At 59.3% G+C, this 22766-nt stretch carries 24 protein-coding genes; 12 read left to right on the top strand and 12 right to left on the bottom strand.

Annotated features, from left to right (window positions below; all coding sequences use genetic code 11):
* Positions 1 to 102 precede the first annotated feature (102 nt).
* The 7 genes from mltG to fabD form a co-directional block, all read right to left on the bottom strand.
* Positions 103 to 1263: an endolytic transglycosylase MltG gene (mltG, locus tag AC2FNZ_RS05295; protein ID WP_170338572.1), complete on the bottom strand. Its 1161-nt coding sequence runs from the start codon at positions 1261 to 1263 to the stop codon at positions 103 to 105.
* Positions 1264 to 2529 carry a beta-ketoacyl-ACP synthase II gene (gene fabF / locus AC2FNZ_RS05290; RefSeq protein ID WP_093962406.1) on the bottom strand — a complete coding sequence of 422 codons (1266 nt, stop codon included), beginning with the start codon at positions 2527 to 2529 and terminating at the stop codon, positions 1264 to 1266.
* A gap of 195 nt (positions 2530 to 2724) precedes the next feature.
* The gene (locus AC2FNZ_RS05285) at positions 2725 to 3468 is read right to left on the bottom strand and encodes a 1-(5-phosphoribosyl)-5-[(5-phosphoribosylamino)methylideneamino]imidazole-4-carboxamide isomerase (RefSeq protein WP_093962407.1); all 744 of its coding nucleotides are present in this window, start codon (positions 3466 to 3468) and stop codon (positions 2725 to 2727) included.
* A 123-nt stretch (positions 3469 to 3591) separates the two neighbouring features.
* Positions 3592 to 4131: a GNAT family N-acetyltransferase gene (locus tag AC2FNZ_RS05280; RefSeq protein WP_093962408.1), complete on the bottom strand. Its 540-nt coding sequence runs from the start codon at positions 4129 to 4131 to the stop codon at positions 3592 to 3594.
* Between the two features lie 138 nt (positions 4132 to 4269).
* On the bottom strand, positions 4270 to 4503 hold the full coding sequence (locus AC2FNZ_RS05275) for an acyl carrier protein (RefSeq protein WP_005982462.1): 234 nt from the start codon (positions 4501 to 4503) through the stop codon (positions 4270 to 4272).
* 210 nt (positions 4504 to 4713) lie between these two features.
* Entirely contained in the window at positions 4714 to 5451 is a 738-nt protein-coding gene (gene fabG, locus AC2FNZ_RS05270; RefSeq protein ID WP_170338069.1) for a 3-oxoacyl-[acyl-carrier-protein] reductase, read from the bottom strand.
* A gap of 41 nt (positions 5452 to 5492) precedes the next feature.
* A complete protein-coding gene (gene fabD, locus AC2FNZ_RS05265; protein ID WP_496839759.1) occupies positions 5493 to 6431 on the bottom strand; it encodes an ACP S-malonyltransferase in 939 nt (312 codons plus the stop codon).
* Between the two features lie 172 nt (positions 6432 to 6603).
* On the opposite strand from fabD, the gene AC2FNZ_RS05260 reads away from it, so the two are divergent.
* Entirely contained in the window at positions 6604 to 7833 is a 1230-nt protein-coding gene (locus AC2FNZ_RS05260; RefSeq protein ID WP_496839758.1) for a cytochrome b/b6 domain-containing protein, read from the top strand.
* Between the two features lie 66 nt (positions 7834 to 7899).
* Here AC2FNZ_RS05260 and AC2FNZ_RS05255 read toward each other — a convergent pair whose 3' ends face one another.
* Both AC2FNZ_RS05255 and AC2FNZ_RS05250 read right to left on the bottom strand, forming a co-directional pair.
* Positions 7900 to 8472: a YceI family protein gene (locus AC2FNZ_RS05255; protein ID WP_093962996.1), complete on the bottom strand. Its 573-nt coding sequence runs from the start codon at positions 8470 to 8472 to the stop codon at positions 7900 to 7902.
* A gap of 127 nt (positions 8473 to 8599) precedes the next feature.
* Positions 8600 to 9109: a hypothetical protein gene (locus tag AC2FNZ_RS05250; protein WP_254920134.1), complete on the bottom strand. Its 510-nt coding sequence runs from the start codon at positions 9107 to 9109 to the stop codon at positions 8600 to 8602.
* 279 nt (positions 9110 to 9388) lie between these two features.
* Here AC2FNZ_RS05250 and rpsF point away from each other — a divergent pair, with 279 nt between their 5' ends.
* The 6 genes from rpsF to AC2FNZ_RS05220 all read left to right on the top strand — a co-directional run bounded on the left by rpsF (position 9389) and on the right by AC2FNZ_RS05220 (position 13150).
* Positions 9389 to 9742 (top strand): 30S ribosomal protein S6, encoded by a 354-nt coding sequence (rpsF, locus tag AC2FNZ_RS05245; RefSeq protein ID WP_093962413.1) that lies wholly within the window; start codon positions 9389 to 9391, stop codon positions 9740 to 9742.
* A 28-nt stretch (positions 9743 to 9770) separates the two neighbouring features.
* Positions 9771 to 9998 (top strand): 30S ribosomal protein S18, encoded by a 228-nt coding sequence (gene rpsR, locus AC2FNZ_RS05240; protein WP_005608650.1) that lies wholly within the window; start codon positions 9771 to 9773, stop codon positions 9996 to 9998.
* A 12-nt stretch (positions 9999 to 10010) separates the two neighbouring features.
* Entirely contained in the window at positions 10011 to 10631 is a 621-nt protein-coding gene (rplI, locus tag AC2FNZ_RS05235) for a 50S ribosomal protein L9 (protein ID WP_496839757.1), read from the top strand.
* A gap of 149 nt (positions 10632 to 10780) precedes the next feature.
* The gene (locus tag AC2FNZ_RS05230; protein WP_170338057.1) at positions 10781 to 11263 is read left to right on the top strand and encodes a lytic transglycosylase domain-containing protein; all 483 of its coding nucleotides are present in this window, start codon (positions 10781 to 10783) and stop codon (positions 11261 to 11263) included.
* Positions 11264 to 11489: 226 nt separating this feature from the next.
* Positions 11490 to 12191, top strand: a complete 702-nt coding sequence (locus AC2FNZ_RS05225) for a helix-turn-helix transcriptional regulator (protein WP_170338055.1) — start codon at positions 11490 to 11492, stop codon at positions 12189 to 12191.
* A gap of 95 nt (positions 12192 to 12286) precedes the next feature.
* Positions 12287 to 13150 carry an acyl-homoserine-lactone synthase gene (locus tag AC2FNZ_RS05220; protein WP_222456842.1) on the top strand — a complete coding sequence of 288 codons (864 nt, stop codon included), beginning with the start codon at positions 12287 to 12289 and terminating at the stop codon, positions 13148 to 13150.
* 225 nt (positions 13151 to 13375) lie between these two features.
* On the opposite strand, the gene tig is transcribed toward AC2FNZ_RS05220, so the two are convergent.
* From tig to AC2FNZ_RS05205, 3 genes are all read right to left on the bottom strand, one after another.
* Positions 13376 to 14707 (bottom strand): trigger factor, encoded by a 1332-nt coding sequence (tig, locus tag AC2FNZ_RS05215; protein WP_170338051.1) that lies wholly within the window; start codon positions 14705 to 14707, stop codon positions 13376 to 13378.
* A gap of 186 nt (positions 14708 to 14893) precedes the next feature.
* Entirely contained in the window at positions 14894 to 16015 is a 1122-nt protein-coding gene (locus AC2FNZ_RS05210; protein ID WP_170338049.1) for a porin, read from the bottom strand.
* Between the two features lie 308 nt (positions 16016 to 16323).
* Entirely contained in the window at positions 16324 to 17916 is a 1593-nt protein-coding gene (locus AC2FNZ_RS05205) for an NAD(P)H-hydrate dehydratase (RefSeq protein ID WP_496839756.1), read from the bottom strand.
* A 169-nt stretch (positions 17917 to 18085) separates the two neighbouring features.
* Between AC2FNZ_RS05205 and AC2FNZ_RS05200 the strand changes: the two genes are divergently transcribed.
* The 5 genes from AC2FNZ_RS05200 (at position 18086) to AC2FNZ_RS05180 (ending at position 22759) form a co-directional block, all read left to right on the top strand.
* Positions 18086 to 18424, top strand: coding sequence for a P-II family nitrogen regulator (locus AC2FNZ_RS05200; protein ID WP_093962420.1), 339 nt, complete (start codon positions 18086 to 18088; stop codon positions 18422 to 18424).
* Between the two features lie 31 nt (positions 18425 to 18455).
* Positions 18456 to 19862: a type I glutamate--ammonia ligase gene (glnA, locus tag AC2FNZ_RS05195; RefSeq protein ID WP_496839755.1), complete on the top strand. Its 1407-nt coding sequence runs from the start codon at positions 18456 to 18458 to the stop codon at positions 19860 to 19862.
* Positions 19863 to 20004: 142 nt separating this feature from the next.
* A complete protein-coding gene (locus tag AC2FNZ_RS05190) occupies positions 20005 to 20841 on the top strand; it encodes an amino acid ABC transporter substrate-binding protein (protein WP_496839754.1) in 837 nt (278 codons plus the stop codon).
* Positions 20842 to 20857: 16 nt separating this feature from the next.
* Entirely contained in the window at positions 20858 to 21652 is a 795-nt protein-coding gene (locus tag AC2FNZ_RS05185) for a lytic murein transglycosylase (protein WP_496839752.1), read from the top strand.
* Between the two features lie 198 nt (positions 21653 to 21850).
* Positions 21851 to 22759 (top strand): hypothetical protein, encoded by a 909-nt coding sequence (locus AC2FNZ_RS05180; RefSeq protein ID WP_367646345.1) that lies wholly within the window; start codon positions 21851 to 21853, stop codon positions 22757 to 22759.
* The last annotated feature ends 7 nt before the right edge of the window (positions 22760 to 22766 follow it).

Below are 22766 nucleotides of genomic sequence, written 5' to 3'. Positions count from 1 at the left end.
TGTCTCCATGCGCGCAGTCTTTTTCCAAGATTTTGCCTTTTCATAAATCAGGTGGGTCGTCCGCCTGATTTTTGCTGGCTCTGATTTCAACCAGCGAGCGGATCAGTTACCCGAATTGTTCCGCTCGGCTTCGATCTCACGCCATTTGGCAACGTTTCGGTTGTGTTCCTGCAGCGTCTTGGCGAAGGCATGGCCGCCGGTTCCATCTGCGACGAAGAACACGAAGTCGGTCTCGTCTGGAGCCACGGCAGCCTGCAAGCTGGCCAGGCCCGGATTGGCAATCGGCGTGGGCGGCAAACCGTCGATCAAATAGGTGTTCCAAGGCGTGTTCCGCCGAAGCTCGCTGCGGCGAAGGCCTCGGCCCAGCGTACCCTGACCCTTGGTCACGCCATAGATCACCGTGGGATCTGTCTGCAGCTTCATGCCTTGCTTCAGGCGGTTCACAAAGACACTGGCAACCTGACCGCGCTCTTCCGGAATGCCTGTCTCCTTCTCGATGATCGAGGCGAGGATCAGCATTTCTTCGGGGCTGGACAGGGGCAACCCGTCTTGACGCGTCTCCCAAACCCGCGCAATCCGCTCTTGCTGCCGGTCCTGCATCTTTTGCAGCAAAGCCGTTCGCTCATCACCCGGTGAGATTTCGTAGCTGTCCGGGGCCAACATGCCTTCCGGCGGAATTTCCGAGACCTCTCCGGTCAGGGCATCCACGGCCTTCAGCCCCTCAACGACCTGCCAACTGGTGACACCTTCGGCCAAGGAAACGCGGTATCGCGTATCGGCTTGATTCCGCTTTTCCTGATAGACTTCAGGAACTTCGTCCTCACCAACGACAAAAGACGCGACCTCGACGAAATTCAAGGTTGCAGGGTCCAGCTCGCGTACGCGTGTCTGAGTGCGGGTCACACCGATGCGGTACTCGACCTCGGTTCCGCATGTGCTGGCGCCGCTGCGGGTGACTTCGTCGATGATTTCCGCCATCGAAGCGCCTTCGGGGATCAGGAAACTACCCGCTTTCAGCTGCTGCGACTTGTCGGTGTAGTCTGCCGCCATACGGAAGATCGTTGCGCTGCTGATCGCGCCCTGATCTTCCAGGTCACGGCTGACCTTGTTCATGTTCGAGCCACCCTTCACCCGAAGGCAAATGGCGGTATCGAGCGGGCCCTCGGCCTTATATTGCGATTGCCCCCAAAGGATCAGACCGCCAAGAAGAAACATGGCGACCACAAGAAAGGTCAGCGCATTGGATGCCAGAGCCCGCCACATTTATGATGCTTTCCCGAAAATCACGCTGGCATTGGTGCCGCCGAAACCGAACGAGTTCGACAGCGCCACGTTGATTTCCCGCTCGCGCTTGGCATTCGGCGCAAGGTCGATCGGTGTTTCCACCGCCGGCTTGTCCAAGTTGATCGTCGGCGGGGCGACCTGATCGCGGATCGCAAGGATCGAGAAGATCGCCTCGATCGCACCTGCAGCCCCCAGCAGGTGACCGGTGGCCGATTTGGTCGAACTCATCGTCGCCTTGCTGGCATGTTCGCCCAGCAGCCGTTCAACGGCCCCCAGTTCGATCGTGTCCGCCATGGTCGATGTGCCATGCGCGTTGATATAGTCCAGGTCCTTCGGCTCGAGCCCTGCGCTGCGTAGCGCCGCCTTCATCGAGCGTTCCGCCCCGTCGCCATCCTCGGCCGGCGCCGTGATGTGATAGGCATCGCCCGACATGCCATAGCCCAGAACCTCGGCATAGATCTTGGCGCCGCGGGCCACGGCATGCTCGTATTCTTCCAGAACAACGATACCGGCGCCCTCGCCCATCACGAATCCGTCGCGGTCGACGTCATAGGGGCGGCTGGCGGCCTTGGGGTTGTCGGCATATTTGGTCGAAAGCGCCTTGCATGCGTTGAAACCGGCAATACCGATCTCGCAGATGCAGCCCTCGCCGCCGCCGGCGATCATAACGTCGGCATCGCCCGACCGGATGATACGGCTGGCATCGCCAATCGCGTGGGCACCGGTTGAACAGGCGGTCACCACCGAGTGGTTCGGCCCTTTGAAGCCAAAGCGGATCGAGACCTGACCCGACGCGAGGTTGATCAGCGCGCCCGGGATGAAGAAGGGCGACACACGGCGCGGACCCTTGTCACGGATCAGGTTGGCGGTTTCAGCGATCGAGCCCAGACCACCGATGCCCGACCCGATCAGCACGCCGGTGCGCAGACGTTCTTCCTCGTCTTCAGGCAGCCAGTTAGCGTCCTTGCAGGCCATCTCGGCGGCAGCGATCGAATACAGGATGAAATCCTCGATCTTGCGCTGTTCCTTCGGCGGCATCCAGTCATCGGGGTTGAAGGTCCCGTTGGTCCCGTCACCACGTGGCACCTCGCAGGCATAGGTCGTGGTGACCCCTGCGGCTTCGGCATCGAACAAGGTGATCGGGCCGGCGCCCGACTCTCCGGCCAGCAGCCGCGACCAGGTTTCCTCGACCCCGCTGGCCAGTGGAGTGACCAATCCCAGACCGGTTACAACGACTCTGCGCATGAAATGCCTCTTGCCTGCTTCCTGTTTGAGAAACGCTCATACCCCGGCCCGGGGGCCGGGGGCAAGAGCAACAGCATATTCCGCACCGGCAGCTTGCCGCCTGCCTCCGGGCCGCACACCGCGCACGGCCAGAGCAGAACCACACGAACCACCCCCGACAACCTGTCAGGGGCATCTCGGACGGATTAGGCTGCGTTACTGGAACTGCGCCACAGGTTCATGGGCGGTTTTGGCAACCGCCAACGCCTCGGACAGGTCGACCGTCTTGCGGAATAGCGCCCGCCCGACCAACGCACCCGAGATATTGGGAATGTACGCCAGACGCGAGATGTCGTCGCTGCTGCGTACCACGCCGCTGGCGATCACCGGTGTGCGCGAATGCGCGGCCAGCCCCGAAATCAGGCCCAGCTGCGCCTCTACATCCACCATGTCGCTGTCGATATCGGTGACCAGAATGGCAGCCAGCGGAGCATCGGCAAACGCTTCGATGAAAGCCTCCGGTGTGAACGCGCTTTGGGTGCGCCAGCCGTCGGTCATCACGTAACCTTGCCACACGTCCACGGCCAACACGATCTGGTCTGGGTATAGCTTGGCCAACTCTTTGAACAGATGCGGATCACGCGCCGCAAGGGTGCCGATCACGATGCGGCCCGCCCCTTTGTCGATCCAACGCTCGACCTGCTCGCGCGAGCGGAACCCGCCGGCCAGTTGAACAGGCAGCTCGGCGCTGCGGATGATCCGTTCGACAAGCGCAGAGTTCGTGTCCCGCCCCTCGATCGCGTCGAAATCGGTCAGGTGCATCCACTCTGCACCTGCGGCGGCCCAGCCTTGGGCCGTTTCCACCGGATCGACATGCCAGATCATCGGCTCGTCCAGACGGCCCTTGTCCAGCGTGACACAGCGGCCGTTCTGCAATTCCATTGTAGGATAAACCCTCATGAGCACACTCCTCCGCTCAATCGTTCCGGATATCCATGATAGCATACTGGTCGCGCGCAGGTTCGCATTTCTCAGTTTCGGCAAACGGCGATCCGTTTGCGGCACCGCGAAAAAAGAAGCGTTTCAGTTCCGGGCCGGAGGGCCGTCGCGGCGAAACAGTTTCACCGGGCTGTCCCGATACTCTGTCTCGCGAAGCAATTTGTATCCAAGCTTGGCCGCCAGCTTTTGCGAGGCCTCATGATCCGCGTCAATCATCGACACCAACGGTCCCGGCATGATCCGGTCGAACCAGTCATGCGCGGCCTGAACGGCCTCGTGCCCGTAACCCAGCCCATGCGCCTCGGGCGCCAACACCCAACCGGCCTCGGGGAAGGTATCGAAATCTTCGCCCAGACAGCGGTTGCCGTAAAAGAACCCGGCCTGACCTATCAATTTGCGATTCGCCTGCAAGAACACGGCCCATTGCCCGAATCCAGCCATCTGCCAGTGCCCCGCATTGCGCAGGAACGCGTCCCACGCCTCGCCGCGGGTGCGGGGTTTGCCCCCGATATGACGCACCACGCAGGGGTCACGCCAAATCTCCGCGAACCGTTCAAAGTCCTCGGGGCGCATTGCGCACATCATCAGGCGCGCGGTGTTGATCATCGGGGCGGATCTTTTCATGCCCTTACCCGGTGTTTTGTTGCCTCATCGCAAACAGTGCAAACCGATTTTCCACGAGGCAAGCGGGAATTCGAGCGGGCAATAAAAAACGGCGCTTCCGTTGCCCGGAAGCGCCGTTTTCGGTCAAATTCAAAGCGATCAGGAAGCTTCGCTGATGAACTTCACGGCGTCGCCGAAGGTTTGGATGGTCTCGGCTGCATCATCGGGGATCTCGATGCCGAACTCTTCTTCGAAAGCCATGACCAGTTCAACGGTGTCCAGGCTGTCCGCGCCCAGATCGTCGATGAAGGACGCGTTCTCGGTGACTTTGTCCTCTTCAACACCCAGGTGCTCAACAACGATCTTTTTAACGCGATCTGCGACGTCGCTCATGTCTATTCCTCATTCCATTTCAGGGCGGTCTGCCCGGTTCTGCCCTTGCCCGCTCGGGGTGGCCTTGGTTTGCCCGATCCGGGCGGTTTGGGTCCCGGGTCTCCGGGAAAGTAGAAGGCCGACCTGAACGACCGGCCCCTGATTACATGCGCCGCCTATAGCACAGACGACGCAAGAGGCAAACGCTTTCGCATCTGCCCCTGGCTGCGCCTACAACATGGCCATGCCGCCGTTCACATGCAAGGTGGTTCCGGTAACATAGCCCGCTTCGGGGCTTGCAAGGTACAGAACGGCCGCCGCAATTTCAGATGGCTCGCCCATCCGACCGGCGGGAACCTGCGTCAGGATGCCGGATTTCTGCTCATCGGTCAGCTTGTCGGTCATCGCGGTCGTGATGAAACCCGGCGCGACGGCATTGGCGGTGATGCCACGGCTCGCGACCTCGTAGGCCAGCGATTTGGTCATGCCGACCATGCCCGCCTTGGACGCGGCATAGTTCACCTGCCCCGGGTTGCCGGTTGCACCGACAACGGACGAGATGTTGATGATGCGGCCCCAGCGCGCCTTCATCATGCCGCGAAGAACGCCTTTGCACAGCTTGGCAGTGGCGGTCAGGTTCACGTCGATCACGCTCTGCCATTCCTCGTCGGACATGCGCATGAAGATGTTGTCGCGGGTGATGCCTGCGTTGTTGACCAGAATATCAACAGCGCCCATGGCATCGGCGGCCTGTTTCGGCAACGCGGCCACGGCCTCGGGATCACCCAGATTGCACGGCAGGACATGAGCGCGCTCGCCCAGTTCATCCGCCAGCTTCTGCAGCGGTTCGACGCGCGTGCCCGACAGGCCCACAGTGGCCCCTGCGGCGTGCAAGGTGCGTGCAATCTCGCCCCCGATCCCGCCCGAAGCCCCGGTGATAAGGGCGCATTTTCCAGTCAAATCAAACATACCGGTATCCTTTTCGAGTGTCCTGTCGGACCAGCTTTGAGTTAATCGCCTGCCTGCAGCGCTTTTTGAACGTCTTCCGGCGTACCAACGGCGGAGCAGGCCACGGACCGGTCGATCTTGCGGATCATGCCCGACAGAGCCTTGCCTGCACCGATCTCCCACGCTTCGGTCACACCCTGCGCCACCATGTACTGAACGGATTCGCGCCACCGGACCGAACCGGTAACCTGCTCGACCAGCAATTGCCGGATCAGGACCGGATCGGTGACCGCCTCGGCACGGACATTGGCAACCAACGGAACCGCCGGCGCCTTGATTTCGACACCCGCCAGAGCTTCGGCCATCACCTCGGCGGCGGGCTGCATCAAGGCACAATGAAACGGAGCGCTGACCGGCAGCATTACGGCCCGCTTGGCGCCCTTTTCCTTGGCGATTTCAGCGGCGCGTTCAACAGCGGCCTTGGCACCCGAAACCACGACCTGTGTGGGGTCATTGTCATTGGCAGCCTGGCAGACCTCGCCCTGTGCGGCCTCTTCGGCCACGGCTCGCACGGCGTCCAGGTCGAGCCCCAGGATCGCGGCCATCGCGCCCTCGCCCACTGGGACGGCGCTCTGCATTGCCTGACCGCGCGTGCGAAGAAGGCGAGCAGTGTCCGCGACACTCAGCGCGCCGGCTGCGGCAAGGGCCGAGTATTCGCCCAGCGAATGACCGGCCACGAAAGCGGCCCGTGTCACATCGACCCCTTCGGCCTCAAGCGCGCGCATCGCCGCCATCGATGTGGCCATCAACGCCGGCTGCGCGTTCTGCGTCAGAGTCAGGGTCTCGATGTCGCCATCCCAGATCAGGCTGCTGAGGCTTTCGCCCAGCGCTTCGTCCACCTCGTCAAACACGGCCTTGGCGGCCGGATAAGCGTCGGCCAGCGCCTTGCCCATGCCGATGGTCTGGGCGCCCTGCCCCGGAAAAACGAACGCAAGTGTCATTGCAACCTCTTGGATGACGTTAGGTTGCGCCGGGGTGTAAACCGAGTGAGGGTCCGGCACAAGCACTGCCTGCACTCTGCGTGACGGCACCGGGTCTGTGCGCCACACGCTATTGTCTATGTGCGTCACGCGGTTACCTTGGCCACAGCGGAAAACTCGGAGCGCAAGATCAATGTCCCTAACCAACACCAATGTCAGCTATGGCAGCGTGACCAAGACATTCCACTGGCTGACCGCATTGTTGATCTTCACCGCCTTGCCCTTAGGGTGGTTCGCCAACAACCTGGCCCATGCAATCTATGACCCCACCATCCCCACCACCGAGGCCGATCTTGCCCGAGCCGCTCGGCTGTTTTCCCTGCACAAAACCGTAGGGATCACCGTCTTCTTCGTTGCGCTGGCACGCATTCTCTGGTCGCTCACCCAAACCAAGCCTGGACTGCTGAACGCCGACAACAAGCCCGAGGCCTTTGCGGCCGAAACGGTCCACTGGTTGCTGTACGGGTCCTTGGTTCTGGTTCCGCTGTCTGGTTGGATCGACCACGCTGCTACCGAAGGCTTTGCGCCCATCCTTTGGCCATTTGGGCAAAACCTGCCTCTAGTGCCCAAGTCCGAGCATCTGGCCGAGGTGATGGCAACGCTGCACTGGCTTTTCATGCTGGTTCTCGTCGCAGCTTTGACCCTGCACATCGCCGGAGCACTGAAACACCACGTCATCGACAAGGACAGCACGCTACGGCGAATGTTGCTCGGGGCGTCCGCTGCGCCGGTTCCGCCGGAACAGAAGCACTCGATGGTTCCCGCCGCCGCTGCTGGGCTTGTCTGGGTTGGACTTCTGTCAGCCGGCCTTTTGACCGGCAGTTTTTCAGACAAACCTGATGCCGAGGCTGAAACGGCCGAGTTGGCGGCAGTTCAATCGGATTGGCAGGTGGAAGAAGGCACGCTTGCCATCACGATCACACAGTTGGGCAGCCCTGTTATCGGCCAGTTTTTAGACTGGACCGCAGCAATCACCTTTGACGACCCCGTCGAACCCGGTCCGGCCGGGTCGGTAGAGGTCACGGTCTCTATCGGATCTTTGAGCCTGGGTACGGTGACGGATCAGGCCATGGGGGCTGATTTCTTCGACAAGGCGCAATTCCCGACGGCCCAATTCGATGCGGAGATCTACAAAACCGAGACGGGGTATGAAGCAAGGGGTCCGCTGACCATCCGCGATCAAACACTGGACGTTGTATTGCCTTTCTCTTTGGACATCCAAGGCGAGACTGCCAAAATGTCCGGCACGATGGACCTCAACCGCCTCGACTTCGGGGTTGGCCAATCGATGCCGAAAGAGGATTCGCTGGCCTTCGCCGTCACCGTTTCGGTCGAGTTGACGGCAACACGCAACGCTCAGTAAGCCGACAACACGAAAAAACCGCCGGGGCATCGGCCACCGGCGGTTTCTCTAGTTCTGAAGCCCGGATCAGTCGGCCTTCTGCGCCTCGATCGAAATCGCGATGGCAACTTCATCTCCGACGAAAGGCGCGAACTTGCCCAGTTCGAAATCGCTGCGCACCAGGGTGGTGGTGGCATCGAACCCGGCCCAAGGCTTGCCCGCCATCGGATGCTCGCCGACCTGATTCAGCTTGGCGTCCAGCACCACCGGCTTGGTCACACCATTCAAGGTCAAGTCCCCAGTGATCTTTGCGGTGTTCTCACCCGTCACCTCAATCGAGGTCGAGGTAAATGTCACCATTTCCTCGGCGGTCGCCGCGAAGAAATCCTCGGACATGAAGTGATCTTCACGGGGTTTCCAGCCGGTGATCATCTCGACCACGGGCATTGAAACCGTCACGCTCGACGCTGCTGGATCTTCCTGATCAAACATGATTTCGCCCTCGAATCCCGAGAACATGCCGGTGGTGGTCGAAAAGCCAAGATGGTTGTAGCTGAAAACAACCTGGCTGTGGCTCGGGTCCAGAACGTATTTTTCCGGGGCCGCGATGGCCGAGGTCGCCGCCGTGGCAAGTGCTGCTGCAATAAGGGTGGATTTCATGACAATCTCCGAAAGTTTTCCAAGCGCAAACCGGTTGGGTTGCTCCAAAACGAAGATGTGCCGCCCATGGGCGGCACACAACCTTCATTCTCTCACAAATTCTGTTCCTCAATGAACAGAATAAAATTCAGGCGAAAATTGTTACGCTTCCGCTGAGTTGCCCTTTCAGCGCTCGGCTGACATCCGCCGATTCCAGCGGCAGCTTCATCAGAAGGCTGCCATCGACTTCAAAGAGTTCAACCTGGTTGTCCACGAACCGGGCTCCGCCCAGCGTATCGTAGCTGCGGCGCAGTACGGTCTGCGGACGCCCGTTTTCGTTCTTCTGCAGCACCCGAACTTCGCGGCGGATCGGGTCGAAATATGCGTCGGGGCGCGGATCCAGAACCTCGATGGTCAGCAGGCTTACCCCGAGGATCAGGAACATCAGCGACGCGACCAGCTTGATGGTCCAGACGTCGGCACCGATGACCGAACCCGGCATCAGCCACATCGAAAAGGCCGATACGATCAGAAATGCACCCAGCACACGGAACAGGACCAACCGGGCCTTCCAGTTCGGTGCAAAGGAAATAAGCACGGGCACGGATTTGTCGTATGCTGCGCCGGCTGCGGACTGTTGAAATGTGTTCGTATTCATGACGGCCATCGCTTTTGCCCTGTCCAAGTTTCTTGAGACCCCCCGGGTAACGCCGGGCTTGCAAACAACCTCAAGCCGAAAAGCGTCAGGATTTGGGCAGCCCAAAGGTAATTGGGCGGCGTGAGAAAGGCATTCATGGCAGGGCTTGCCCCCCATCCAGAAACGTGTATACGGGGCCATCCTTCGCTATACGCATGAACCGCGCAGCCTCTCGTGGCAGGGTCGCGAAGGGAACTGGCCCCGCCTATGAAATGCGCCTTGATATAAACAGGAGTGAACATGCCACTGTATGAGCATGTAATGATCGCGCGTCAGGATCTGTCCAACGCGCAGGCCGAGGGCCTGATCGAACACTTTGGCACCGTATTGGCTGACAACGGCGGCAAGATCGTCGACAGCGAGTACTGGGGCGTCAAGACGATGGCCTACAAGATCAACAAAAACCGCAAGGGCCACTATGCCTTCCTGAAGACCGACGCACCGTCGGGCGCCGTTCAGGAAATGGAGCGCCTGATGCGCCTGCATGAAGACGTGATGCGCGTTCTGACCATCAAGGTCGACGAGCATCCCGAGGGCCCCTCGGTCCAGATGCAGAAGCGCGATGAGCGCGATGGCCGCCGCGAGCGCCGTTGATCAACGCCTGAGGAAAGGACACCAAACCATGGCCGCAAAACCGTTTTTCCGCCGCCGCAAGGTCTGCCCGTTCTCGGGCGAGAACGCGCCGAAGATCGACTACAAAGACACCCGTCTGCTGCAGCGCTACATTTCCGAGCGTGGCAAGATCGTGCCTTCGCGCATCACCGCCGTTTCGGCAAAGAAGCAGCGTGAACTGGCCCGCGCCATCAAGCGCGCCCGCTTCCTCGCCCTGCTGCCCTACGCCGTGAAGTGAGGAGAGACTGATATGCAAGTTATCCTTCTGGAACGCGTTGCGAAACTGGGTCAGATGGGCGATGTCGTCGACGTCAAGCCCGGCTACGCCCGCAACTTCCTGCTGCCACAAGGCAAAGCGCTGAGCGCGTCCGAGGCCAACATCGCCTCGTTCGAAGCCCAGAAAGCACAGCTGGAAGCCCGCAACCTGGAAACCAAGAAAGAAGCTGAAGCTCTGGCTGAAAAGCTGGACGGTCAGCAGTTCATCGTGATTCGCTCGGCATCGGACGCCGGCGCGCTGTACGGCTCGGTCACCCCGCGTGACGCAGCCGATGCCGCAACCGCTGCGGGCTTCACCGTTAACAAGAAGCAGGTCGTTCTGGTCTCGCCTATCAAAGAGCTGGGCCTGCACACGGTTTCCGTCAAACTGCACCCCGAAGTCGAGGTCGAAATCAAACTGAACGTTGCCCGCTCGGAAGAAGAAGCCGAGCTTCAGGCATCGGGCAAGTCGATCCAGGAACTGGCCGCTGAAGAAGAGGCCGCCGCAGACTTCGAAATCGCGGAACTGTTCGACGACATCGGCTCGGCCGCTTCGGAAGACGAAGAATTGGTTGCCGCCGATGCTTCGACCGAGGAAGACGAACCCAAAGCCTGATCCGATCAGGTCTGTAAATCTCAAAGGCCGCGCTGCATTGCGCGGCCTTTTTCTTTCGACTGGCAATTTTTGGCCACCACAGCGCGCCGGACTTGCGACCCCGGGCCACTTTCGTATCATCCAGCCGCGTAACAATCCGGAGAAGTTGCATGGCAAAGGTCCTGCGTCGAATAATGCTTTCAGTGCTTCTGGCTGCCCCGATTGCCGCCTGCAGCGACCCATCTGGCAAAGCGACGAAGGAACAGGCATTCGAGCCGCCGCTCCACCCCAACGAAACGCCCGAATTGCGCGAATCGATCAACAAATGGGCTGATCACTACGAACTTCCGCGAGAGTTAGTCCATAAGCTGGCGATCCGCGAAAGCACGCATCGCCCCTGGGCGACGAACCGGCCATATTACGGCCTGTTGCAGATCCTTCCCGCCACCGCTCGTTCGATGGGCTACAAGGGCGACGCCAAAGGTCTTCTGGATGCTGACACCAACCTGGAGTATGCGGGCAAGTATCTTCGCGGCGCATGGATGTTGGCCGACGGCGACCAGCAGCGCGCGATCTTCCTCTATGCAAAGGGGTACTACCCCGAAGCCAAGGCTCGCGGAATGCTGGTTGAAACTGGCTTGCGGTCCGAATAGCTTGAACGGGGCAATCGACCCCGGTCTATACAGCATTCAATTTGACCGAGAATACCTCACAGGACGAAATAATCCGGAGGTTGTCTGTTGCCATTAGCACTCAATAACTCCATGTGATATGTACAAATGGGTTGCGCAATCTGTTCAGATTGACGCAACGTAGGCTGTGATACGGGCAGATACGGTATTTTTCTGGGGAAATGCCGTAGGGACAAAGGTTGGACGAGTGAAACTTATTGACTTGGCCACAATTGATCATGATGAACGGTCGGCTTACGACATCATCAATTCTGTCTGCAACGAACTTGGGTTCGACTATGCGTCCTATGCGACGACCCATCCCGTGAATGGTGACGTCCAAGGTTACGCGAACTACCCGGACGAGTGGAAGATCCACTACGCCACGCAAGGCTACCATCACCTTGATCCCACCCTATATCAGTCGGCGCTCAGCATCGCGCCGGTGGACTGGGGCCGCTTCAATCACGACGACAAGTTCAACGCGGTTTTCCGCGACGCTCATGACTTCGGGATCACCGACCGCGGCCTGACGGTTCCGGTTCGGGGACCTTATGGCGAAACTGGCTTGCTCAGCGTGACCAAGGATTGCACGGACGAGGAATGGAAAAAGCTTAAAAAGCACGTGATGGGCGACCTGCAGATGGCCGCGGTTCACGCGCATGACACCGTCATGCAATCTGGCCTTTTGGCCAAGGCTCTATACCTTCCGACCCTGTCCTCGCGCGAAAAAGAAATCTTGCAATGGGTCGCCGAGGGCAAGTCCCAGCAGGATATCGGGGACATTCTGTGCATTTCGCACCGGACGGTCGAGGTGCATATGCGTTCCGGACGAGAGAAACTGGGCGCACTCACGACCGCCCAGGCGATCGGCCGTGCCATTGGTCTGGGGTTAATTTACCCCGGTTAACAATTAAGGCAGAAAAATACGGGATATCCCCAATAGTCTTGTTTCGAAACTTGGTTAATCTGCTCCTTACGGTAACCAAACTGTAGGGGGATGGAATGATCATCGTTATTGATGGCATCAACCAGCATAAGTTCAAAGACGTCTTGGATGAGATGTTCAAGCTGCGCGCACGCGTGTTCGGGGATCGCTTGGGCTGGGAAGTGAACATCCAGGACGGGCGCGAATTCGATCAGTTCGACTCGCTCAATCCTGCACACGTGGTCAGCATCAACGACGAGGGGGACGTCGTTGGGTGCATGCGCCTCTTGCAGACGACCGGCCCGCACATGCTGGCCGATGTGTTCAGCTCGATCCTTGATGGCGAGCCGCCAATCCGCAGCGCCCAGGTCTGGGAGGCCACGCGGTTCTGCGTCGACACGAAACGGCTCGGCCGGGGACGTGGCAAAAATTCCGTATCCTACGTGACCAGCGAGGTCATGATTGGGTCATTCGAATACGCCCAGGAAGCTGGAGTGCTCGACTCGGTCGCGGTCATTGATCCGGTTATGAACCGGGTGCTGCAACGGTCCGGAAATGCTCCGTACGACTATGTCGGAACGGCCAAGCCGATGGGCAAAGTGGTCGCAATGGCCGCTCTGATGGATTGCTCGGACGAGCGTATCCAATCGATCCGCGAGTATTCGAGTATCGACTACGACGTGTTCCTGACCGACGATAAGGCGCTCGAACTGTTCAATTCGGGTCATCAAGCCAAGATGGCACAGGCCGGTGCCGCCAATCTTGACCACCAGCCACTGACCGATCTTGAGAAATACTTCGTCGAGCAGATGCATGCTGCGACGACGAAAGAAGAGGTCCAGGCCGTACTCAAATTGATCGAGAGCCTGTCGGACCGATTTACCCCAGAGCAGAAAACCGCTCTGTTGCAAACCCCCCGTGCTTTTGCTCATGAGGCCTGACCCCCTCACCTCATAAGTCCAAAAGCCACCCATGCGGAGCCGTCTCATTCCAGGCGGCTCCGCTCTAATTTTGGCAACCGATCCGCCGCTGACGCATACGTTCCGGTTCTCGGCAGCAACAAAGAAGGCCCTCCGAAGAGGGCCTGATTTCATTTCTTTCTGTCCGGACAATCGCCGTTTGACCGGCCGGGTGCGGCGGCACCCGGACCGACCTGAAAACGCGGCTTATTCCTCTTCGAGGGCTTCGATTGCCTTCTGCAGCTCTTCCTTGCTGACTTCCTTTTCGGTCACTTTGGCCAGCTCGACCACGTAGTCCACAACCTTGTCCTCAAAGATCGGCGCGCGCAGTTGCTGCTGCATCTGAGCGTTCTGCTGAACGAACTCGAAGAACTGACGCTCCTGACCCGGGTACTGGCGAGCCTGGTTCATGATCGCCTGGGTCATCTCAGCGTCGGTGACTTCGACTTCAGCCTTCTGGCCCAGCTCGGCCAACAACAAGCCCAGACGCACGCGGCGCTCAGCCAGTTTGTTGTGCTCTTCGGTCGGCTCGATCTCATCGTGGTTGTGATCGGTCACCTCGGGGTTTTCTTCATGCCACAGCTGATGCGCGATCTGCTTGGCTTCGGCTTCGACCAGGGTCGGCGGCAGGTCGAACGACACTTTCTCGTCCAGCGCGTCCAGCAGCGCGCGCTTCATCACCGCGCGCGACGCACCCGCGTATTCGGCTTCCAGACGCTCGGCAATCTGCGCCTTCAACGCAGCCAGATCCTCAGCGCCAAACTTCTGTGCCAGTTCGTCGTTGATCTCGGCGGCAACAGGTTCCTTCACCTCTTTGACGGTGCAGGTAAACACGGCCTCTTTGCCGGCCAGGTGCTCGGCACCGTATTCCTCGGGGAAGGTAACGGTGACGTCTTTGACTTCCTCAGCCTTCACGCCAGCCAGTTGGTCCTCGAAACCGGGGATGAAACTGTTCGAGCCCAGCACCAACGGGTAATCCTCGGCCGAACCGCCTTCGAAGGCTTCGCCGTCAACCTTGCCGACGAAATCGATGACGACCTGATCGCCTTCCTTCGCCTTTGATCCCTTGCGGCGGGCTTTGAAATCCTGAGCGGTTTCAGCCAGGTTCTGCAGGGCTTCTTCCACGGCCGCGTCGTCCGCCTTGACGACCAGCTTCTCCAGCTCGACCGATTTCAGGTCAACTTCGGGGATTTCCGGCAGGGCTTCATAGGACATTTCGACGTGAACGTCGTCGCCTTCTTTCCAGTCTTCGTTGGTCATCTTGACCTGAGGCTGCAGCGCCGGACGATCACCACTGTCTTCGAAGTGCTTGTTCATCGCACCGTCGATGGTTTCCTGCATTGCTTCGCCCAACAGGCGCTGGCCAAACTGCTTCTTCAGCAGTGCCATGGGAACCTTGCCCTTGCGGAAGCCTTTCATCTCGATTTCCGGCTGAGCTTCGATCAGTTTCTCATTGACCTTCTCGTCCAGCTCGGCGGCGGTGACAACGATGTTGTAGCCGCGTTTCAGACCCTCGTTCAGCGTCTCGGTAACCTGCATTCTGGTAGTCCCCATAGGATTCGGGGCGCGCAAAACGGGCGCGCCGGGCAAATTTGACGCCTTCTATTTGCCTAGCCGCCGAAGGGCAAGGGGCAAGGTGCCAGATTGGCCTTGTTTTGCCACCCTGCCCTACAAAAAACGCCCCGGACAAAGCCGGGGCGCCATGAATTCAAAACAACGTCGGGATCAGAACTTCCAGCGGGCCCCCAGGACCCAAGCTTCGTTCTTGTCAAACGACGTCCCGTCGTTGAAGTCGTGGTTGCGATATTTCAGGTAGGCATCGGTGTTGATGCTGTCGATGCGCTGCACCACTGCGATACCCCAGGACTCGGTGCTGGAGCCGTCCGTATTGAAATCGGAACCATCATAGTAGTCGATGCCGATACCGGTCTTGCCCCAGGACACCCAATTATCCTCATAGGCGATTTTTGTGTACCAGAAGTTGGGATCGCTTTCGCCTGACACGTTGTTTCGGGTACCGGCAGCAGCGGTGAAGCTGAAGCCGCTGGGCAGCAGTACCGATGCCGAGCCGATCGTGTCTTCACGGTCGCCCGAACCGTCGTCGAAATCACGCACCGCATAGGCCACGCTTGCCGCGAACTCGATGCCACCTGCAAAGGTGTTGTTGTAGTTCAGAGCAACGTCGTAATAGTCGTCGTCATCACTGCTGGACAGGATGTTTTGACCATAGGCGAAGCTGGCCGAAAAGCCGCTGAAATCCGGCGTGTCATACCGCACGCGGCCACGGCGCGCACCGTCAAAGTTGCTGCTGGAGTCGCCGACGGTGATGTCGCTGAGGGTTCCGTCGGTTCCGCGGTAGAAGAAGCCCGAGTTTTCATCGTTGGTGAACGAATACAGCGCGGTGCCGACATAAGACAGGTCAGTTTCCGCTGCACCGTCAGACGCCATGCTGCCCTGACCGGCCGAGAATTTACCCCAGCCACCTTTCAGCGCAAAATCCACGTGACGAATGTCTTCCCGGGTCCAGCCGCTGAAATCGGTGCCCAACTGGTTCCACTCACTGGAGTTCGGAAGACCCAGCGCGGTTTCAAAGCGGAAGGTGAATTCGTTCTGGCCAAACGGCTGCATCAGGCTCAGGCCGACGCGGCTGTTGGACAGGTCGTTGTCCAGCAGGCGGGTATCGGTTTCTTGGCCGTCGTCAACCGAGATGATTGCCGGGTTGAACTGCCCATACAGCAGAACATAGCCACCGCTGTTGTTCTCGTATTTCAGCTCTGCCGCGGCGGGGATGGCCGTGGTGGCCGCAAGAACAGCGGCGACTGAGGAGAGTTTGATATTCAATGTCATAGCACTCACCATGAAAGGTTCGGGTTTCAGGTACTGCCCAGATGTTCAGTGGAACTGTCCGGTTCCAGAGGCCCCTACGCCATTCAGCTCGATCATTGCAAATCCGCCACAAAGACAAAGTGGCAGCAAAGCAAAATGTCCGTGTTATCAATATTTTAACAACAAACGTGCACAGGCTTCAGACGGCCCGCAAGAGAATTCTGCCATCCGGCCATGCGTTTGGCAAACACTCGCTATGCATTTGCGCGGTCTTGACAGCAAAAACCTGCCGATATTCTAGCCTTGCGCCTTGGGAACACGCAAGAACTTCATACCTGAAGACGCTTGAGCACACCGGGCAGTTGCTCGGGAAGGTCTTCCGCGATCAATCCCGGGCCAAAAGCGCGCGCACACTCCACGTGAAGCCAGACGGCGGTTTCGGCCGCTTTCAGCGGGTGCAATCCACGTGCCAGCAGCCCGGTTAATAAACCCGCCAACACGTCGCCCGCGCCTGCGGTCGCCAGCCACGGCGCGGCCCGATCATAGTGGGCTGAATGGATCGAGCACCGACCGTCCGGCCCCGCAATCACAGTGTCCGGTCCCTTGAAAAGAACCACGCACCCTGCCCTGCCGGCCGCCTCGCGCACGGCATCAACCTTTGAGAAAGCCGGTCCATCCTCGGGATGTAAGGAAAGCTTGGCCGAGATGTCGGGGAACAGACGGGCGAATTCACCGCCGTGCGGTGTCAGGACGCAGTTTTCATGCAGGATCGCCATCAGTGACGCCGGATCCTCGGCAAATGCCGAAAGAGCGTCGGCATCCAGCACGGTTGCCCTTCCGGACTCCAATGCCACGGGGACCAGCGATCGAGCCTTGTCCAGGCCCAATCCGGGCCCGAGGCACAGCGCGTTCAGGCGTTGGTCCCGCAATGCAATGGCCAGCCCATCCGCGCCTTCGATCTGCTCAATCATGACCGCGGTGACTTGGCTGGCAACTTCCTGCAATGCGGCGGGAGGGACACCCAGCGTGACAAGACCAGCACCTACGCGCAATGCCCCGCGCGCAGCCAATCGCGCAGCACCAGTTTTACCGGTATCGCCTGTCAGGATCAGTGCATGACCGTGACCGTATTTGTGATCGAAAGCCGATTTCTGCAGATCAGGCAGATTTTCCGGGTCCAGCAACACGCTCGGCCGGCCATCTGGTGTTTCTTCAACTGACAGAGCCGGCAGACCGATATCGACAACGGACACCCTGCCACAGCATTCTGGTCCCTCGGCCAGATAATGGCCCGGCTTTGCGGTATGAAACGTCACCGTCAGGTTGGCCGAAGCGGCGCAATCTTCGGGGGCAAATCCCTCTGACACCAGACGCCGACCACTGTCCGCGCATAGGCCGCTGGGAATGTCCACACAAACGACACGTGGGCAACCACCTTCCGACTGTGACGCTTTCCACTGGCCCAATTTACGCATTGTCCGTGGCAGCCCGGCTACCGGTCTCGTCAGCCCGGTTCCGAACAAGGCATCTACCGCCAGAACAGTATCCGAACGGGCCGCGGCGTAGGCATCAAGCGCGTCATCGGACAGCGCATGGCACGAACCCATCGCGCACCAGCGCTCATAATTCGCCCGCGCGTCTGCAGGCAACTTCTCGGGGTCGCCCAACAGGAAGAGGTCCACGACCCACCCCCACTCTTTCAGAATGCGCGCACCCACAAAACCGTCGCCGCCGTTGTTGCCCGGCCCGCACAACACAACGGCCCGCCCTGACCCCGCCGCCAGGTCAGGCCAGGTTTCAAAGACGGCCTCGACCACCCCGCGACCTGCGCGCTCCATCAGCTCAAGGCCGGTGACAAACCCGGATTCGATTGCGGCGCGTTCGGCCGCCCTCATCTGGGACGAAGTCAGCAGTTTTGGCATCCGAAACCCTCGCACGATTCAAATCTGGTTACTTTTTGTGCAACTTGCCTAAAAATTGACCCACCGCCCAGAATCCCTTCACCAGCAGACGGTCAATTCGGCAATCGCATTGCCGTCCGATCTTAGACGTGATCACTGCCATTCTGACAACCATGCGAGGTGAGCCCGGATGAAAAAGATCGAAGCGATCATCAAGCCGTTCAAATTGGACGAAGTGAAAGAGGCCCTGCAGGACGTTGGCGTCCAGGGCCTCAGCGTGATCGAAGTCAAGGGCTTCGGCCGCCAGAAAGGACACACCGAACTGTACCGCGGTGCGGAATATGTCGTGGACTTTCTGCCCAAGGTCAAAGTTGAGGTCGTTCTGGATGCCGATCAGGTCGACGCGGCCATCGAAGCCATCGTGTCGGCCGCCAAGACCGACAAGATCGGGGACGGCAAGATCTTTGTCTCGTCCGTTGAACAAGCCATTCGCATCCGGACCGGCGAGACCGGCTCGGACGCGCTGTAATACCAATTCTGCAATCTAGAGGAACATAGTAATGAGCAAGGACGCAGTTCTTCAGCTGATCAAAGACGAGGGTGCCGAGTATGTCGACATCCGCTTCACCGATCCGCGTGGCAAGCTTCAGCACGTGACCGTCATGGCCGACCAGGTCGACGAAGACTTCCTTGAGGAAGGCTTCATGTTCGACGGTTCGTCCATCGCCGGTTGGAAGTCGATTGAAGCATCGGACATGAAACTGATGCCCGATACTGAAAGCGCGTATGTCGATCCCTTCTATGCGGAAAAGACAATCTGCCTGCACTGCTCGGTCGTGGAACCCGATACCGGCGAAGCCTATGAGCGTGACCCGCGCGGCACCGCGCAGAAGGCCGAAGCCTACCTGAAGTCTTCGGGCGTTGGCGACGTGACTTACATGGGCCCCGAGGCCGAGTTCTTCCTGTTCGACGACGTGCGTTTCTCGAACAGCATCAACAAGGTGTCCTACGAAGTTGATGCAACCGATGCATCCTGGAACACCGACACCGAATACGAGATGGGCAACATGGGCCATCGTCCGGGCGTCAAGGGTGGCTACTTCCCCGTGAACCCAATCGACGAGGCGCAGGACCTGCGTTCGGAAATGCTGTCGACCATGAAGCGTCTGGGCATGAAGGTCGACAAGCACCACCACGAAGTGGCCTCGTGCCAGCACGAGCTGGGCCTGATCTTCGACAGCCTGACCAAGCAGGCGGACGAGCTGCAGAAATACAAGTACGTCATCCACAACGTCGCACACGCCTACGGCAAGTCGGCCACTTTCATGCCCAAGCCGATCGCAGGCGACAACGGCACCGGTATGCACGTCAACATGTCGATCTGGAAGGACGGCAAGCCGCTGTTTGCAGGCGACAAATATGCCGATCTTTCGGACGAAGCTCTGTGGTTCATCGGCGGCATTCTCAAGCACGCCAAGACCCTGAACGCCTTCACCAACCCGTCGACCAACAGCTACAAGCGCTTGATCCCGGGCTTTGAAGCGCCGGTTCTGCGCGCCTACTCGGCTCGTAACCGTTCGGGTTGTGTCCGTATTCCGTGGACTGAATCGCCGAAAGCCAAGCGCGTCGAGGCCCGCTTCCCCGATCCGTCGGCAAACCCCTACCTGGCGTTTGCGGCACTGCTGATGGCCGGTCTGGACGGCATCAAGAACAAGATCGATCCGGGCGAAGCCATGGACAAGAACCTGTACGATCTGCCCGCCGAAGAACTGGCCGGTATCCCGACCGTCTGCGGCAGCCTGCGCGAGGCGCTGGAATGCCTGGCGGCTGATCACGACTTCCTGCTGCAGGGCGACGTGTTCACTAAGGACCAGATCGACGGCTACATCGCGCTGAAGATGGAAGAGGTCGAAACCTACGAACACACCCCGCACCCGGTCGAGTACGGCATGTACTACAGCTGCTGACCCCGGTCGGAAGTCCAATGAAAAGACCTTGGGGGCGTCCTGTCGGGCGCCCCTTTTCAGTGCCGCAGGGTCCCCATATTTCCCTTTGTGACAGGCGCCTTTGCCGCTAGGCTGAAGATCAATTCAATTATCAGGATTATTCATGCGCCTTCTCGCCCTCACCCTTTCCGCTGCACTTCTTGTTTCGGGCGCTGCTGCGCAGACGATCGACCGGATCAAAGAAACACGCGAAATCCGGTTTGGGTTTCGCACGGATGCTGCCCCGCTTTCGTTCATCAACGACAAGGAGCGTCCGGACGGGCTGTCCGTGATGATCTGCGACCAGGTTGCCCGAGCCATCGCCAGCCGACTGGGTGCGGATGACCTGACCGCACAATTCATTCCGGTGCAGTCGGATACGCGCTTTGACATGGTCGCCTCTGGCCAGATCGACCTGTTATGCGGCGCGGCGACAATAACCCTGTCGCGGCGGGAAACCGTCGATTTTTCGATCCCGATCTTCGTAGACGGAACATCGGTTTTGCTGCCGATAGATGCGGATGTCACGATGGCGTCGCTTTCCGGCAAGAAAGTCGGCATGCGCAGCAGCACGACCACCGAAGAAGCCGTGTTCAACTCGTTCGGATCAGCGGGGATCGAGGCAAAGCTTGTTCGGTTCGCCTCACATCCCGACGGGATCAAGGCTTTGAGGGACGGAGAGATCGACGCCTATTTCGCCGACCAATCCATTCTTTTGGTCAACTATTTGGCAGCCGGATTGAAGGACGACTTCAAAATCTCGCAAGAGATTCTGACGATTGAAAAGCAAGGTCTGGCCCTTGCGCGCGGCGACGATGACTTTCGCCTTATGGTCGATGAGATCCTGTCGCATATGTATGCCCAAGGCACGATGGAAGAGATCTTTCGCGCCGCACTGCCCGGGATTGAACCCAGCGAGGCCCTGAAAGCCCTGTACGTTATCGCACCCACCCTGCCCTGATTTCCAGGAGGTCCCCATGCGCCTTACGGTCCTGTCCGTTTTCATTGCACTGAGTGCCCCCGTGGCGGCGCAGTCCGCTCCCTGCGGGAACACAGGCGCTGGTTTTGAAGCCTGGAAGGCCGACTTTGCCAAGCAGGCGCGCAAAGCCGGAGTAAAGAAAAAAGGGCTGCAGGCTCTGGCGCAAACCCAATACGCCACACGGACCATCGCCGCGGATCGGGGGCAGAAAAGCTTCAAATACTCCCTCGACAAGTTCATGAAGGTTCGAGGGGCCGATACGATCGTGGCCCAGGGGCGCAAGCGCAAGGCCCGAAACCCGGGATTCTACGCGGCGCTGGAGCGTCAGTATGGTGTCCCGGCCGGCGTTCTGATTGCCATTCACGGCATGGAAACCGGGTTCGGAAACTTCATGGGCGACAGCCAGGTTGTTTCCGCAATCACAACATTGGCCTACGATTGTCGACGGTCCGACTTCTTTGTTCCCCATGCCATCGGGGCGCTGAAACTGGTCGATCAGGGGGCGATCACGGTGGCAACAAAAGGGGCAAAACATGGCGAGTTGGGCCACACCCAGTTTCTGCCCGGCAATGCTCTGACCTATGGCGTGGACGCCACGGGTGACGGGCGCGTGGACTTCTACAACATGACGGATGCGTTGGCCTCAACCGCAAATTTTCTTCGGCAGAAAGGGTGGAAACCCGGCCGGGGCTATCAACCCGGCGAACCGAATTTTGCGGTGATACAGCAATGGAACGCCGCATCGGTTTACCAAAAATCAATTGCGATCATGGCCGCTCGAATCGACAACTGAGGCTTTGTCGGCAACCGGGCCACCGCACTCAATTCCGCCACATTGCTGCCACAGTGTCGGGTGGAAAGCTCTAATTTCTTGGTTTCCAAAGCGTAATCAATCGTCGTAAAAATTCATTTTTTTGCAATATGGTCAAAATTTGACCCTCATCACCGACTAGAGTGATGGTTCAGTATTCGTACGGCAGAGGGCAAGACTGTGACCACGAAGCACAGATACCACGGTGGCCTGCAATTCAACGGCGACACGAACGGCGCGTTGGAGCGGTTCGGCCATATCGTGGTGGCAACTCTTGAGGACTACGGGCATCTTGTGGAACGCAAGACCCTGCTGAGCCAGACCGAGGCAACCATCGTGTCCAGCCAGTACCTTGTCCGTTTGACCCTCGAGTCCGAACCCCGGGAGACCAGCGACCGCTATGGGCGTCTGGACCGTACGGTTGGTCTGAAGACCATGGTGCGTCCATCGGCGACACGCCCGCGCAACCGATTGGTGATTTCGGTCTCGCCTGTTTCAGGCCTGATGGATGATCCCGAGATTTCCGAGTTGATGCTTGTCGTCATGCTGTATCGGATGGTCGACATCTGCTCGACGCAACGAGTGGAATGGCTGTCGCCGCAAACCGTTTTGACGATCGAACAGTTCATGGGCGCGTTTGACTCGTTGATGCCACGCAAGCAGCGGAACCGCCGCGAGGCGTTCGAGGCGGTCAGCGGACCTTTTGCGGGCCTTGAGCCCGCAGCAACTGATGACCACGAGGCCGTCAAAGCACCGGCAAAGCCGCCTCGCCCGATTCAATTGACCGATGAGCAATTGCTCAGCATCGCCTTCCGTTCCGACGAGGCCAACGCACCCGTTTCCGATGCACCGGCCGCGACGGATGGCGATGACGACCGGCCCAGTGACGCGTTGCGACTGACCAGCTGGGCCCTGACCGGTGCCGTTGCCAGCCTGTCGGCCCCGATCGCTCTGTCGATGGCCGCTGTGAACCTCATCCGGGGCGAAGACTTTCGCCTGAACACTCAGGTCCTGGCCTATACGGTCGCCATCGTGTCGCTGAACTCAAGTGGTGCGTTTGCCGATGTCGCCAATGCGATCGGACTGTAACTGAATT

It is taken from the genome of Ruegeria sp. SAZA006 (assembly GCF_059613465.1).
The sequence above is the reverse complement of the archived record's forward strand: the minus strand, read 5'-3'. Positions and strand labels throughout refer to the sequence as shown.